Genomic DNA, 16,031 nt, shown 5'->3' on the forward strand with positions numbered 1-16,031 from the left:
ACCTCACCGAACACCCGCCCGAACAACGGGAAACCACCCACCAAACCCCCACCCATCCCCGCCCACTGCGCCCCCTGCCCCGCAAACACCACACCCAGGTTCTGTTCGGTGGCGGCGGGTCCTGCCTTACGGCCGGCGAGTCGGGCGACCGCGTCCTCGGCCGTCCGCGCGGCGACCACCGTGCGGTACGGGAGCGGGGAGCGGGTGGCGGTCAACGAGTAGGCCACGTCGAGCGGATCGGCCTGGCCGGCCTCCAGCAGCTCCGTGAGGCGCTCCACCTGGCCCTCCAGGGCGCCCGGCGAGCCGGCCGTCACCACGAAGGGCAGCACGGGCGTCCCCTCGGCCCTGGCCTCGGGCGCGGGTGCCGGCTCCGGCTCGGGCGCCTCCTCGACGATCACATGCGCGTTGGTGCCGCTGATCCCGAAGGACGACACCGCCGCCCGCCGGGCCCGGCCCGCCTCACGCGGCCAGGGACGGGACCGGTCCAGCAGCCGCACCTCGCCCTCCTCCCACTGGACTTCGCGACTGGGCTCCTCCGCGTGCAGGGTGCGCGGCATCCGCTCGTTCGACAGCGCCAGTAGCGCCTTCATCACCCCGGCGACACCGGCGGCGGCCTGGGTGTGGCCGATGTTGGACTTCAGCGAGCCCAACCACACCGGACCACGACCACCCCGCTCCCGCCCGTACGTCGCCAACACCGCACCCGCCTCGATCGGATCACCCAACCGAGTCCCCGTCCCATGCCCCTCCACCAACTCCACATCCGCACCCACCACACCCGCATCCGCCCACGCCGCACGGATCACCCGCTCCTGCGCCACCCCCGACGGCGCCGTCAAACCATTCGACGCACCATCCGAGTTCACCGCCGAACCCCGCACCAACCCCACCACCGGATGCCCCAACCGCCGCGCATCCGACAACCGCTCCAACACCAGCACACCCACACCCTCGGACCACCCCGTACCGTCCGCCCCCACCCCGAACGACTTGCACCGCCCGTCCACCGCCAACCCCTGCTGACGCGAGAACTCGACGAAGGTGGTCGGGGTGGCCATGACGCTGACCCCGCCGGCGAGCGCCATCGTGCACTCGCCGCGCCGCAGCGACTGCGCCGCCAGGTGCAACGCCACCAACGACGACGAGCACGCCGTGTCCACCGTGATCGCCGGACCCTGCAACCCCAACGCGTACGCGATCCGACCCGACGCCACACTCGCGGCGGCGCCCGTCATCAGATAGCCGTCCACGCCCTCCGGCACCTGTTCGGCCCGGGCCGCGTAGTCGTGGTAGGCCATGCCCATGAAGACGCCGGTCGGGGTGCCGTGCGCGGCGGCGACGGGGATGCCGGCCCGCTCCCAGGCCTCCCAGGACACCTCCAGCAGCAGCCGCTGCTGGGGGTCCATGGCGAGCGCCTCGCGGGGGCTGATGCCGAACAGCGCGGCGTCGAACTCCCCCGCGCCGTACAGGAATCCGCCGTGCCGGGTGGCCGAGCGGCCACGCCGCTCCGGGTCCGGGTCGAAGAGGCGGCCGGTGTCCCAGCCCCGGTCGTCGGGGAAGTCGCCGATCGCGTCGGTCTCCTGCTCGACCAGCCGCCACAGGTCCTCCGGGCCGGCCACGCCGCCCGGGAAGCGCCCGGCCATCGCCACCACGGCGATCGGGTCGTCCTCCGGGGATCCGGCCGCGAGGGCGGCGGGCGCCGAGCCCACGGCCGCCGGGGCGGCCCGGTCCGGCCCGGTGCCGGGGCCGAGCACCCGCTCGCGCAGGTAGCCGACCAGGGCCAGCGGGGTCGGGTGGTCGAACAGCAGGGTGGTCGGCAGCGGCAGGCCGGTCGCGGTGCGCAGCCGGTTGCGCAGCTCCACCACGGTCAGCGAGTCGAAGCCGGACTCCCGGAAGGCCCGGTCCGAGGGGACCGCGCCCCGGTCGGCCGCGTCGTGGCCGAGCACGGTGGCCGCGTGGGCGCGGACCAGCTCCAGCAGTTCGCGGTCCTGGTCCGGCCGGGACAGCCCGGCCAGCCGGGCGGCGAGCCCGCCCTGGTCGGCGACGGCCGTCCCCGGCGCGCCGCTCCCGACGCGGGCCGGCACCCGGACGAGTCCGCGCAGCAGCGGGGGCAGGTCCCCGTCCCGGGCCCGGTCGCCCAGCGCGGCCCGGTCGAGGTGGGCGGGGATCAGCAGGGCGCGCCGGGCGCCGAGCGCCGAGGTGAGCAGCGCGAGCCCGTCCGCGGTGGCCAGGGGCGCGAGGCCGCTGCGGCGCAGCCGGGCCAGGTCGGCGTCGGCCAGGCTGCCGAGGCCGCTGGCGCGTTCCCACAGGCCCCAGGCCAGCGAGAGCCCGGGCAGTCCCTGGGCGCGGCGGCGCTGGGCGAGGGCGTCGAGGGCGGCGTTGGCGGCGGCGTAGGCCGCCTGTGCGGCGGTGCCGAGCACGCCGACGGCGGAGGAGAAGAGCACGAACTCCGTCAGCGGGAGGCCCCGGGTCAGCTCGTCGAGGTGCAGCGCGGCGTCGGTCTTGGGGCGCAGGACGGCGGCCAGGCGCTCGGGCGTCACGGCCTCCAGCGGTGCGTCGTCGACCGCGGCCGCCAGGTGGTAGACACCGGTCAGCGGGTGCTCGGCGGGGATGCCGGCGAGCAGGGCGGCGAGTTCGGCGCGGTCCGCGACGTCGCAGCGGCGGATGTCCGCCTCGGCGCCGGCGGCGGCCAGTTCGGCGCGCAGCTCGGCCGCGCCCGGGGTCTGTGCGCCGCGCCGGCCGGTGAGGACCAGGTGGCGGACGCCGGCGGCGACCAGGTGGCGGGCCAGTTCGGTGCCGAGGCCGCCGAGGCCGCCGGTGATCAGCACCGTGCCGTCCGGGTCGACGGCGGGGCGGGGCGCACCGGCCGTGCGGACCAGCCGGGGGACGAGGACGGTGCCGTCGCGCAGGGCGGCCTGGTTCTCGCCGGCTGCCAGCGCGAGCGCGGCCGCGCGGCGCAGGGCGGCCTCGTCGGGGGCGGCTCCGAGACCGGCTCCGGGTGCGGCGCCCGAGGCGGTGTCCGTCCCGGGTGCGGCGCCGGGGGCGGCGTCCAGCAGCAGGAACCGGTCCGGGTGCTCCGCCTGGGCGGAGCGGACCAGGCCCCAGACCGCGCCCTGGGCCGGGTCGGTCGGCTCGGCGTCGCCGCCGGCCGCGACCGCTCCCCGGGTCACCAGCACCAGCCGGGGAGCCGCCGGGTCCTCGTCGGCCGCGCGGTCCTGGAGGGCGGCGAGCACCGGTGCCAGGACGGCGGCGGTGGCCGGCCCGTCCGTCGCGGGTGCGAGCGCGGTGGCGTCCAGCAGGACGAGGTCCGTCGGGTCGGCCGGGCGGGCCGGGAGCGGCTGCCAGTCGAGGCCGTACAGGGCGCCGCCGCCGGTCGGACCGGCCGTCAGGCCCGCCACCGGGACGGGCCGCAGCAGCAGCGACTCGACGTCCGCCACCAGGGCGCCGGTGGTGTCGTGCGCGCTCACCCGCACCGCGTCCCCGCCCACCGGTGCGACCCGCACCCGCAGGGCGGTGGCGCCGGCCGTCGGGACGCCGACGCCGCTCCAGCTGAACGGCATCCGCAGCTGCCCGGCGTCGGGGGCGGCGCCGCGCAGGAGTTCGCCGTGCAGGGCCGCGTCGAGCAGCGCGGGGTGAACGGCGTAGCGGCGGGCGTCGGCGTGGTGCGCCGGGTCGAGGGCGACCTCGGCGTACAGCTCCTCGCCGAGGCGCCAGGCGGCCCGCAGGCCCTGGAACGCCGGTCCGTAGCCGTACCCGTCGGCCGCGCGGTCGGGGTAGAAGCCGCTGACGTCGAGGGGCTCGGCGCCGGGCGGGGGCCAGGCGGCCGGGGCCGGGACGTCGGCGGCGGCCGCGGGGGCCGGGGCGAGCGCCCCGACGGCGTGGCGGGTCCACGGTTCGTCCCCGCCGGTCGCCGGGCGGCCCTGCGGCGCGGCGGGGCGGGCGTGCACCGCGACCGGGCGGGCGCCGTGCGGGTCGGGTGCGCCGACCGTCACCCGCAGGTCGACGGCGCGGCCGGCCGGGAGCAGCAGGGGCCGTTCGACGGTCAGTTCCTCGATCCGGGGGCAGCCCGCCTCGTCCCCGGCGCGCAGCGCGAGTTCGACGAAGCCGGTGCCGGGGAACAGTGCGGTGCCGCCGACGGCGTGGTCGGCGAGCCAGCCGGGCGCGCGGGCCGACAGCCGGCCGCTGAGGACGACCTCCTCCCCGTCGACGGAGCCGAGCACGGCGCCGAGCAGCGGGTGGTCGGCGGGGGTCAGGCCGGCGGCCTGGACGTCGGCGGTGCCGCTGCCGGGCTCCAGCCAGTGCCGGCGCCGCTCGAAGGGGTAGGTGGGCAGTTCGGTGCGGCGGGCTCCGGTCCCGGCGAGGGTCGGGGTCCAGTCCACGGCGACGCCCCGGACGTGGGCTTCGGCGAGCGAGCGCAGGAAGCGGCGCCGGCCGCCCTCGTCGCGCCGCAGGGTGCCCAGGGCCGTCGGCTGGTGCCCGGCCTCCTCGGCGGTGTCGGTGAGCGCCGAGGTGAGCAGCGGGTGCGGGCTGCACTCCACGAAGGTGCGGTGGCCGTCGCGCAGCAGGGCGGTCACGGCGCCCTGGAAGTCCACCGCCTCGCGGGCGTTGCGGTACCAGTAGTCCGCGTCGAGCTCGTCGGCGCCGAGCCGGTCGGCGGTCACCGTCGAGTAGAAGGGGATCCGCGGCGGGTGGTGGGCGATGGTGCCGATCAGCGCGCGCAGGGGTTCGCGCAGCGGTTCGACCAGGGCGCAGTGCGAGGCGCCGGTACGGACCACGACGCGGGCCCGGATGCCGTCGGCCTTGCAGTCGGCGACGAAGCGTTCGACCTCGTCGGGCTCTCCGGCGACGGTGACGGCGAGCGGGCCGTTGACCACGGCGAGGTCGAGGCGGGCGCCCCGTTCGGCGATCCGCTCCCGGACGGCGGCGGCGGACAGCTCGACCGCGGCCATCATGCCGCGGCCCGGCAGTTCCTCCGCCCACAGGCGGCTGCGGCGCACCACGACGGTCGCGGCGTCCGGCAGGGTCAGCACGCCGGCGACGCAGGCGGCGGCCAGCTCGCCCTGGGAGTGGCCGACGACGGCATCGGGCCGTACCCCGTGCGCCTCCCACAGCGCGGCCAGCGAGACCATCACCGCGAACAGCACCGGCTGGGCGACGTCGGTGCGGTCGGGGTCGGCGGCGGCCTCGGGGCCGCCGAGCAGGGTGTCCAGCAGCGACCAGTCCACCAGCGGGTCGATCGCCGCCGCGCAGGCCCGCAGGCGCTCGGCGAACGCGGGGGCCTGGGCGTACAGTTCGGCGGCCATGCCGGGCCACTGCGAGCCGTGGCCGGGGAAGACCAGGACGGTCCGGCCGGGGTCGGCGGCGGTGCCGAGTGCCACGGCGGCGTCCGGGGTGCCGTCGGCCAGCGCGTCCAGGGCGTCGGCGAAGGCGTCCGTCCCGGTGGCCACGACGACGGCGCGGTGGCTGAGGTCGGCGCGTCCGTGCACCAGGGAGTGGGCGACGTCGGCGGGGGCCGGCGGCGGGGTCGTGCCGAGCCGGGCCCGCAGGCGGGCGGCCTGTTCCCGCAGCGCGTCCGGGGTCCGGGCCGACAGCGGCCAGGCCAGTGCCTCGGCGGGGGCCGGCGCCGCGTCCGGGGCCGCGTCCGGTGCCGCGTCCGGGGAGCCGTCGCGGCCCGGCGGGTCCGTCGGGACCTCGGCGGGGGCTTCGGCCGGGGGCGCCTCCTCCAGGATCAGGTGGGCATTGGTGCCGCTGATGCCGAACGAGGACACGCCCGCCCGGCGCGGGCGTCCGGGCACACCGGGCCAGTCGACGGCCTCGGTCAGCAGCCGTACGGTGCCCGCGCTCCAGTCGACGCTCGGGGTGGGCTCGTCGACGTGCAGGGTGCGCGGCAGCGCCGAGTGCCGCAGCGCCTGGACCATCTTGATGACGCCCGCCACGCCGGCCGCGCTCTGGGTGTGGCCGATGTTGGACTTGACGGAGCCGAGCCACAGCGGCCGGTCCGCGGGGCGTTCCCGGCCGTAGGTCGCCATCAGCGCCCGGGCCTCGATCGGGTCGCCCAGCCGGGTGCCGGTGCCGTGCGCCTCGACGGCGTCGACGTCGGCGCCGGTCAGCCCGGCCGCGTCCAGGGCCCGGCGGATGACCCGCTGCTGGGCGGCGCCGTTGGGCGCGGTCAGGCCGTTGGAGGCGCCGTCGGAGTTGACCGCCGAGCCGCGGAGCACGGCCAGCACCGGGTGGCCGTGGCGGCGGGCGGCGGAGAGCCGTTCGAGGACGAGCAGTCCGGCGCCCTCGGCCCAGCCGGTGCCGTCGGCGGCGGCGGCGAACGCCTTGGAGCGGCCGTTGGGCGAGAGCCCGCCCAGCCGGCTCAGCTCGGCGAACACACCGGGCGTCGGCATCACCGTCACGCCGCCCGCGAGCGCCAGCTCGCACTCCCCGGCGCGCAGCGCCTGCGCGGCGGAGTGCAGGGCGACCAGGGAGGCCGAGCAGGCGGTGTCCACGGTGACGGCCGGGCCGCGCAGGCCGAGGACGTAGGCGATCCGGCCGGAGGCGACGCTCGGGGTACTGCCGGTGTAGAGGTAGCCGTCGGAGCCGTCGCTCGGCTCGCCGAGCCTGGGCCCGTACTCCTGGGCGGTGGCCCCGATGAAGACGCCGGTGTCGGTGTCCCGCAGGGCGGCGGGGTCGATCCCGGCGTGCTCCAGGCACTCCCAGGAGGTCTCCAGCAGCAGGCGCTGCTGCGGGTCCAGGGCGGCGGCCTCGCGCGGGCTGATGCCGAAGAAGGCGGCGTCGAACCCGGCGACGTCGGCGAGGAAGCCGCCTTCGCGGACGTACGAGGAGCCGCGGCGCGCGGGGTCGGGGTCGTACAGCGCCTCGACGTCCCAGCCGCGGTCGGCCGGGAAGCCGCCGATGGCGTCGACGCCTTCGGCGACCACCCGCCACAGGTCGTCGGGGTTGCCGACGCCGCCGGGGAAGCGGCAGGCCATGCCGACGATGACCACGGGGTCGTCGTCGCCGTCGTCGGCGGTCACGGGCGCCTCGGGCGTCTCGGCCGTCTCGGGCGCCTCGGGGGCTCCGGTGCCCAGGTGACGGGCCAGCAGGCCGGGGGTGGGGTACTCGTAGACCAGGGTGTCCGGCAGCGGCAGGCCGGTCGCGGCGGCCAGCCGGGCCCGCAGTTCCAGGCCGGTGGCCGAGGTGAGGCCGAGGTCCCGGAAGGCCACGTCGGGCGCGATCGCGTCGGGGGTGTCGGAGCCGAGGACGGCGGCGGTGTGCCGGCGGACCAGGTCGAGCGGGTCGGGCGCGCCGGCCGGGGCCACGGCTCCGGCGGACTCGCCGGTCTCGCCGGGCAGGGCGGGCAGGGCGGTGCCCGGGGCGGCTGCGGCCGTGGACGGCACCGCCGCCGGAGCGCTCGGCTCGGGGAGCCAGTGCCGGAGCCGCCGGAACGCGTACGTGGGCAGCGCGACCCGGCCTCCGCCGCCGATCACGGCGGGCAGGTCGACGTCGGCGCCGGTCGCGTGCAGTCCGGCCAGCGCCTCCACCACGGCACCGGGTTCCGGCCGGTCGGCGCGCAGGGCGCTGAGGAAGGCGCGGCCGTCCGGCAGCGCGGAGCGGGCGGCGGGCGCCAGCACCGCGTCCGGCCCGAGCTCCAGGTAGCCGGTGACGCCCGCCGCGTCCAGGTGGCGCAGGCCGTCGAGGAAGCGCACGCACTCGCGCACGTGCCGCACCCAGTACTCGGGGTCGCACAGCTCGGCGGCGGTGGCGAGGTCCCCGGTGAGGTCGGAGACGACCGCGAGCCGGGGCGGGTGGTAGGACAGCGAGCGGGCGACACCACGGAACTCGTCGAGCATCCCGTCCATCAGGTGGGAGTGGAAGGCGTGGCTGACCCGCAGCCGCCGGGTGCGCCGGCCCCGCTCCCGCCACCGGTCGGCGAGCGCGTCGACCGCGTCGGCGTCCCCGGACAGCACGACGGCACGCGGCCCGTTCACCGCGGCCAGGCCCACCCGGCCCGCCAGTTCGGCCAGTTCGGCCGCCAGCTCCTCCTCGGCCGCCTCCACGGCGAGCATCGCGCCGGTCTCCGGCAGCGCCTGCATCAGCCGGCCCCGGGCGGCGACCAGCGTGCACGCGTCGGGCAGCGACAGCACCCCGGCGGCGTGCGCCGCCGCCAGTTCACCGATCGAGTGGCCCAGCAGAAACGCGGGACGCACCCCGAGCCCGGTGACGAACCGGTACAGGGCCACCTCGATCGCGAACAGGCCGGGCTGGGCGAACTCGGTCCGGTGGATCAAGTCCGCGTCCGCGGAGCCGGGTTCGGCCCAGATCACCTCGCGCAGCGGCCGGTCCAGCACGGTGTCGAGCTGCGCGCACACCTCGTCGAAGGCCGCCGCGAACGCCGGGTGCGCCGCGTACAACTCCCGGCCCATGCCGAGCCGTTGGGCGCCCTGTCCGGTGAACAGCAGCGCCACCGGGGCGGTTTCGCCCGCCGTGCCGAGGACCGTCCCGGCCCCGGCCGTTCCGTCGCCCAGCGCGTCCAGGCGGGTGAGCAGCGCCTCCCGGTCCCCGGCGACCACCACGGCGCGGGCCGGGAAGGCGGTCCGGGTGGTGGCGAGCGCGTCGGCCAGGCCGGCCTGCGGCAGGTCGGGCCGCTCCCGGATCCACCGCGCCAGCCGCCCGGCCTGCGCCCGGAGGGCCTGCTCGTCCCGGCCGGAGACGGCGAACGGCAGCGGCAGCGCGTGCGGGTGCGGGCCCTCGGCGCCGTCCCCGGCCTCCGGCGCCGACACCGGGGCCGGCGCGGCGATCGGTACCGGTACGGAGGAGAGCACCAGATGGCAGTTGGTGCCGCCCATCCCGAACGAGCTGACCCCGGCGACCCTGGGCTCCTCACCCTGTGGGCCCTCCGACGCCCCGGCCCTCGGCCACGGACCGAGCCGGTCGTGCACCCGCAGCCGCAGCTCGTCCAGCGGGATCAGCGGGTTGGGCGTGCGGTAGTTGAGGCTCGCGGGCAGTTCCCCGGCGCGCAGCGCGAGCACCACCTTGAGCAGCCCGGTGACGCCCGCGGCGCCCTCCAGGTGCCCCACGTTGGTCTTGACCGAGCCGACCGGCAGCGGCCGGGCGGCCTCGCGGTGGCGGCCGAGGGCCGCCCCGAGGGCCCGGGCCTCGACCGGGTCGCCGGCCCTGGTCCCGGTGCCGTGCAGTTCGACGTAGCCGACCTCGCCGGGCGCGACTCCCGCGCGCCGGTAGGCGGCCTCGATCACCTCGCGCTGCGCCTGCGGGTCGGGCGAGGTCAGCTCCGGGCCGCCGCCGTCGTTGTTGACGGCGCCGCCGCGGATCACGCACCACACCTCGTCCCCGTCGGCGAGCGCCCGGCCGAGCGGCTTGAGCACCACCACCGCGCCGCCCTCGCCGCGCACGTAGCCGTTGGCCCGGGCGTCGAAGGTGTGGCACTCGCCGTCCGGGGACAGCGCGCCGAAGTGTTCGACGCCGACGGTCGCGGCCCCGGCCAGGTTCAGCTGCACGCCGCCGGCCAGCGCGAGGTCCGACTCCCCGGACCACAGGCTCTCGCAGGCGCGGTGCACCGCGACCAGGGACGAGGACTGGCCGGTGTCCACGACCATGCTGGCGCCACGCGCGCCGAGCAGGTACGACAGCCGGTTGGCGATCATGCTGCGGTTGGTCCCGGCCAGGGTGTGCGGGGAGAGGGCCCCGGGCCCGGCGAAGGCGGTCAGCCGGGCGTAGTCGTCGGCGATCGCGCCGAGGAAGACGCCGAGCCGGGTGCCGCGCACCCGGGCGGGCAGGATGCCGGCGCTCTCCAGGGACTCCCAGCCCAGTTCCAGGGCGAGCCGCTGCTGCGGGTCCATCGCGGCGGCTTCCCGGGGGGTGACACCGAAGAAGCCCGCGTCGAAGTCGGCGACCCGGTCGAGGAAGCCGCCGCGCGGGGTGCGTACGGCGGCGTCCTGCCAGCGGTCGGCCGGGGTCCCGGTGACGGCGCTGCGCCCGTCGCGCAGCAGCTGCCAGAACGCGTCGGGGTCGGGCGCGCCGGGCAGCCGGCAGGCGATGCCGATGACGGCGACGGGCTCCGGGGGCCCGACCGGTTCCGGGGATCCCGCGGACTGCGGGAATTCGACGGACTTCGGGGATTCGAGGTGCGCATTGACGGCCACGCCGAACGACGATAGGCGCGGCTCTCCACCGTCCGGCAACTCGCTGGAATTCGGCGGGTGCGCTTTCCCGGTGAACCGGCGATTACCCCGGCCGGACTAGGTTGCGCACCGGACCAGACGAGGCCGGGAGCTGCCGTGAACCCTTTTTTGGAAGCGATCGTCGAGAATCGGCCGGCGGACGCGCTCGAACGCCTGGAGTTGCCGGGCGAATACGTGGCCGCGCACCTGCGCGCGGAGGACACCGGGATGTTCCGCGGCACCGCCGACAAGGACGTGCGCAAGTCGCTGCGGGTCGGACCGGTGGCGATGCCGGAGCCGGCCCCCGACGAGGTGGTCGTCGCCGTGATGGCCAGTTCGATCAACTACAACACCGTGTGGTCGGCCACCTTCGAGCCGGTCCCGACCTTCGAGTTCCTGCGCCGCTACGGCGCGCAGGGCGGCTGGGCGGCCCGGCACGACCAGCCGTTCCAGGTGGTCGGCTCGGACGCGGCCGGGGTGGTGGTGCGCACCGGCTCCAACGTGCGCCGGTGGCGGATCGGCGACCACGTCGTGGTGCACCCCGTGCACGTGGACGAGCAGGAGCCGGTCACCCACGAGGACGCGATGCTCGGCACCGAGATGCGCGCCTGGGGCTATGAGACGAACTACGGCGGGCTCGGCGAGTTCGCCGTCGCCCGCGCCAGCATGCTCGTCCCGAAGCCGCCCCACCTGACCTGGGAGGAGGCGGCCGTCACGCCGATGTGCGGCAGCACCGCCTACCGGATGCTGGTCGGCCGGCACGGCGCCCGGATGAAGCAGGGCGACGTGGTGCTGGTCTGGGGCGCGGCCGGCGGCCTGGGCGCGTACGCGGTGCAGTTCGTCCGCAACGGCGGCGGCATCCCGGTGGCGGTGGTCGGCTCGGCCCGCAAGGCGGAGGCGGTGCGCCGGCTGGGCTGCGAGGTGGTGATCGACCGCTCGGAGATCGGGCTGAGCGACGACCCCGACCCGTCCCCCGAGGAGGTCATCGCGGCGGGCAAGCGGCTGGGCGGCATCATCCGCCGCGAGACCGGCCGGGACCCTGACATCGTCTTCGAGCACGTCGGCCGGGCGACCTTCGGCATCTCGGTGTTCGTCGCCGCGCGCGGCGGGACGGTCGTCACCTGCGGCTCCAGCACCGGCCACCACCACGAGTTCGACAACCGGTACCTGTGGATGCGGCTGAAGCGGGTGATCGGCAGCCACGGCGCCAACCTCCAGGAGCAGGCCGAGACCGGGCAGCTGGTCGCCACCGGCGCCGTCTCCCCCACGCTGTCCGCGCTGTACCCGCTCGCCGAGGTCGGCGAGGCGACCCGGCTGGTCCAGCGCAACGAGCACGTCGGCAAGGTCGGCGTGCTGTGCCTGGCCCCGGAGCCCGGACTGGGCGTCACCGCGCCGGAGCTGCGCGCGCGGATCGGCGCCGACCGGATCAACCCTCTGCGGGACTTCGCGCCCGCGTCGTCCCTGTGAGAGCAGGCCCGCCCATGCGAGGAGCGCACTGATGGAAGAACTGGCGGAACGGTACCTGAGTCAGGCCCTGTCCGTGTGGGGCCTGGACGTGGAGTACGTCCGGGCCGAGGGCGACACGATGTACCTGCCGGGCCCCGACGGCGGGCAGCGCCCGGTCGTCGACTTCGTCGGCGGCTTCGGTTCGCTGTTCTTCGGCCACAACCACCCGGAGCTGGTGGCGCACGCCACGGCCCTGCTGGCGGCGGGCACGCCCAGCCACGCCCAGCTGTCCCGACGCACCGAGGCGCAGCGGGTGGCCGCGGCCCTGAACACGGTCACCGACCGGGAGCTGGGCGCCGGGGAGCCCTACGAGGTGGTCTTCGCCAACAGCGGGGCGGAGGCGGTCGAGGCGGCCGTGAAGCACGCCGAACTGGCCCGGGTCTTCCGGCTGGGCGCGCTGTCGGCGGAGCTGGAGGCGCACGCGCGGGAGGTCCGCGAGGCCGCCGCGGCCGCCGGGGAGGGCCGGCCGCTCGCGCTGGCCCCGGAGGCGGCCGACCTGGCCGGGCCCGGCGCGGACGCGGACGCGGTGCTGGCCGAGGCGGCCCGGCACAACGCGGAGGCGCTGGGCCGGGCGCCGGAGTTCTTCGCGCTGGAGGGCGGGTTCCACGGAAAGCTGGTCGGCAGTCTCCAGCTCACCCACAACCCGACCTTCCGGCTGCCGTTCGCGGCGCTGGGCGCCCGGGCGCGCTTCGTGCCGGCCGCCGAGCCGGAGGAGGCGTTGAAGTACGCGGCGGCCGAGCAGCCGTACGCGCTGGACGTGGTGCTCCGGGACGGCGCGGTGCGGGTCCTGCGGCGGCCGGTGCCCTTCGTGGCCGGGTTCGTGGTGGAGCCGGTCCAGGGCGAGGGCGGCATCCGCGAGCTGACGGCGGAGCAGGCCGCGCGGATCACCGAGGTCTGCCGGGCCCTGGAGTGCCCGCTGATCGTCGACGAGATCCAGAGCGGCGCCGGGCGGACCGGGTCGTTCTTCGCGAGCGCGGGGATCGGGCTGACCGGCGACTACTACACGCTGGCCAAGAGCGTCGGCGGCGGCCTGGCCAAGACCTCGCTGCTGCTGGTCCGCCGGTCCGGCTACGTCAAGGAGTTCGAGCTGCTGCACAGCTCGACGTACGCCAAGGACAGCTTCTCCTGCGCGATCACCGAGAAGGTGCTGGAGATGCTGGAGCGTGACGGCGGCGCCGCCTACCGGCAGGCCGCCGAGCGCGGAGCGCGGCTGCGCTCGGCGCTGGAGGAGGTGCTGGCCGACTTCGGCGACGTGGTGCACGCCGTCCGGGGCCGGGGCCTGCTGGTCGGCTTCGAGTTCGCCGACCAGTCGGCCGCCGAATCCCCGGTGATCCGCAACTACGCCCGCAGCGGCTTCTTCGGCTTCGCCGTGGCGGGCTTCCTGCTGCGCCGGCACGGCCTGCGGCTGATGCCGACCGGCAGCGCCCCGCACACGCTGCGGATCCAGCCGTCGTACGCGATCGGCGACGAGGCGATCGACCGGCTGGCGGACGGCCTGCGGGACGTCTGCGCGCTGCTGCGCAACCAGGACGCGCTGCGGCTGGTGCACGCGCTGACCGGCGTGGACACCCCGGCGCCGCGCGAGGACGTCCGGGACTTCCGCACCGGGCGGCCCGGGGGCGCGACCGCCCCGGACCCGGCGCTGCGGATCGCCTACGTGGCGGAGCTGGACACCCCGGACGCGCTGCGCCGCTTCGACCCGAGCCTGGCCGGCCTGGACGACGCGACGCTGCGGGCCTTCGTGGCGCGTTCGGCCCCGGTCCGCGCACTGGCGCCGCTGCCGCCCGTCCGGTCCGCGGGCGTCGCCGGGGACGTCGAGGTGACGGTGTTCCCGCTGCTCGTGGAGGAGGCGCCCGGGGAGAGCGCGGGCACCCTGCCGGGCGATGTCGCGGCCCAGGTCGGCGCGGCCCGGGCCGCCGGCCACCCGGTCGTGGTGGTCAGCCCCCGCCTGCTGCGGCTGACCGGCGCGCCGGTCCGCGACGGCGCGGTGCCCGGCCCGGCCGGGTTCGCGCTGCCGGGCGGCTTCGGGACGGACGGCGACCCGGCGCTGCTGCCGGTGGAGCTGGCCGAGGCCCTGGCCGGGGCGGCGCCGGCGCCCGCGGTCTGACGGATCGAGCACAGCGGCCCTGCCCCGGACGGTGATCCGGGGCAGGGCCGCTGTGGTGTGCGCACCGCCGGCCCGGCGGCCGTACGGCCTACGGCAGGACCGCCGACCCGGTCGGGTCGGCGGTCCTGGTGGTCCTGATGGTCCTGATGGTCCTGATAGTCCGGGCAGTCCGAGCGGGCGTCAGAACAGCAGGGAGACCGGGGCGCCGGTGCCGAGCAGCGAGCGCGCGTAGTCCTCGAAGATCATCGGCCGGTTCAGCGCGGTGTGCCGGCTGCCGATCTCCAGGTCCCGCCAGTACCGCTGGACGGGGTTGCTCTGCGCGAAGCCGCTGGTGCCCGCGAGGTCCAGCAGGCGCTGCATGGCGTCGCGGCACCGCTCCAGCGAGCTGACCATGTGCATCCGCAGCCGGGCCCGCTCGGCCGGGGTCGCGTCCTCGCCCTCGGGCACGGCGTCGAACCCGTCCGCGACCGCCAGCATGTGCAGCACGCCGGTGTCGATCAGGTGCGTCGCCTCGGCGAAGGCCTGCTGCACCGCCGCCGAGTCGATCGCGCGGGTGTAGGTGGAGAAGGCGAGCGGCTTGTGCTCTTCCAGCTTCGCGCGGACCAGGTCGAGCGCGCCGCGGGCCGCGCCCACGAGCGAGGACAGGGAGTGCAGGTTGCCCTTGATCAGGACGGTCGCCGGGATCGGCGAGACCGGCTCGCCGGTCGGCTGGAGCGGCGCGAACTGCACGAAGCGGTCGGGGACGAACAGGTCCTCGGCCACCATCGCGTGGGTGCCGGTGCCGAGCAGCCCGGCCACCTTCCAGGTGTGCTCGATCCGCAGCCCGGTGGGCGGCGCCAGCAGGTTCGCGACACCGGTCTGCTTGCCGTCCTCGTCGTGGACCGGCACCCAGGCCAGGAACGCCCAGTCGGAGAGCTCACAGCCCGAGGCGTACGGGAAGCGGCCGTTGACCTTCAGCCCGCCGGGCACGGTGTCGGCGCGCAGCGAGGGGTCGAGGCTCGCCGCCGAGAGCATCACGGCGTCCGGGTCGGCGCCGTAGATCTCCCGCAGCCCGGGCTCCGGCATCAGCATCACCAGGTCGACGGAGGCCGCGTGGTTGGCGGCGATCCAGCCGGTCGACGGGCAGCCGCGGCCCAGCTCACTGAGCACCTCGACCTGCTGGCGCATCGACAGCTCCCAGCCGCCCCACGCGCGGGGCGTGCTGAGCCGCAGCAGCCCCGCCTCGCGCAGCGCGGCGATGTTCTCGGCGGGGACCTTCGACTCCTTCTCGGTCCGGTCGGCGTTGCTGCGCAGCAGGGGGATGAGGTCCTGTGCGCGGCCGATCAGTTCCTCACGGGTGGGGACCTTCTCGGCGGTGGACTCGGACATGCTGTTCCCTTCTCGGGGCCGGTCGTGAGGTGGCGTGGTTCCGCGCCGATGGGATTTCGGCGGAACCGCCGCCCGGGCCGCCGGCCCGAAAGTTCCGAGAACCGCGCGAATGCCCGTGCCGGCCCACGCTAGCGGTCGTTTCCGGGGCCCCGCCCACGGCGCCGTAATCGGCTGTCCCACCGGGTCGGAATTCCCGGTTACCGGCCACAGAACGGGCGGTGGAAAAGGCCGGGTTACGGTGTGCGCGTGAATGGCGGAACGAATTCCGGACGACAGGTCCGCATCCTCGGTATCGGCGGCTCCACCCGGCGGGGCTCCTCCTCCGAACGGGCCCTGCAGACGGCGCTCGCGGCGGCGGCCCGGCACGGTGCGACGGTGTCCTCCGTCGTCGGCGCCGACCTGGTGCTGCCGATGTACGACCCCGCGGGCGGCGCCCTGCCGGCGCCCGCCAAGCGGCTGCTGGCCGCACTGGCGGAGGCGGACGGCCTGCTGATCGCCTCCCCGGCCTACCACGGCAGCACCTCGGGGCTGCTGAAGAACGCCCTGGACTATGTCGAGGAGTTGCGCGACGACGCCCGCCCCTACCTCAGCGAGCGCGCCGTCGGGTGCCTGGCCGTGGCACAGGGCTGGCAGAGCGGCGTGTCCACCCTGGGCACCCTGCGGACGATCGTGCACGCGCTGCGCGGCTGGCCCACGCCGCTGGGGGTGGTGCTGAACACCTCGGTGAGCGGCTTCACGGCGGACGGCGACTGCGCCGATCCCCGGGTGCGGGAGCAGATCGAGGTGATGGCGCGCCAGGTGGTGGACTTCGCCCGGACCAGGCCGCCCCGGCCCTGAAACGGGCGGGAACGGCGGCTCCCGAACAGAGAACGGGCGTTCCCGTT

5 protein-coding genes are annotated in these 16,031 nt (G+C 76.6%); 3 read left to right on the top strand and 2 right to left on the bottom strand.

Annotated elements, in window-relative coordinates:
• Positions 1-10,148: type I polyketide synthase (locus ACFQ6N_RS34000; RefSeq protein WP_380657561.1), on the bottom strand; the 10,148-nt coding region annotated here is incomplete at its 3' end.
• 135 nt (positions 10,149-10,283) lie between these two features.
• Here ACFQ6N_RS34000 and ccrA point away from each other — a divergent pair.
• Both ccrA and ACFQ6N_RS34010 read left to right on the top strand, forming a co-directional pair.
• Positions 10,284-11,633, top strand: a complete 1,350-nt coding sequence (ccrA, locus tag ACFQ6N_RS34005; RefSeq protein WP_380657563.1) for a crotonyl-CoA carboxylase/reductase — start codon at positions 10,284-10,286, stop codon at positions 11,631-11,633.
• A gap of 31 nt (positions 11,634-11,664) precedes the next feature.
• Positions 11,665-13,779 (top strand): aspartate aminotransferase family protein, encoded by a 2,115-nt coding sequence (locus ACFQ6N_RS34010; RefSeq protein WP_380657565.1) that lies wholly within the window; start codon positions 11,665-11,667, stop codon positions 13,777-13,779.
• 180 nt (positions 13,780-13,959) lie between these two features.
• Here ACFQ6N_RS34010 and ACFQ6N_RS34015 read toward each other — a convergent pair whose 3' ends face one another.
• Positions 13,960-15,147: an acyl-CoA dehydrogenase family protein gene (locus ACFQ6N_RS34015; protein ID WP_380657566.1), complete on the bottom strand. Its 1,188-nt coding sequence runs from the start codon at positions 15,145-15,147 to the stop codon at positions 13,960-13,962.
• A gap of 246 nt (positions 15,148-15,393) precedes the next feature.
• Here ACFQ6N_RS34015 and ACFQ6N_RS34020 point away from each other — a divergent pair, with 246 nt between their 5' ends.
• Positions 15,394-15,984 carry an NADPH-dependent FMN reductase gene (locus ACFQ6N_RS34020; RefSeq protein WP_380657568.1) on the top strand — a complete coding sequence of 197 codons (591 nt, stop codon included), beginning with the start codon at positions 15,394-15,396 and terminating at the stop codon, positions 15,982-15,984.
• Positions 15,985-16,031: the final 47 nt, after the last annotated feature.

It is taken from the genome of Kitasatospora sp. NPDC056446 (assembly GCF_042796115.1).
Taxonomy (GTDB): Bacteria; Actinomycetota; Actinomycetes; order Streptomycetales; family Streptomycetaceae; genus Kitasatospora.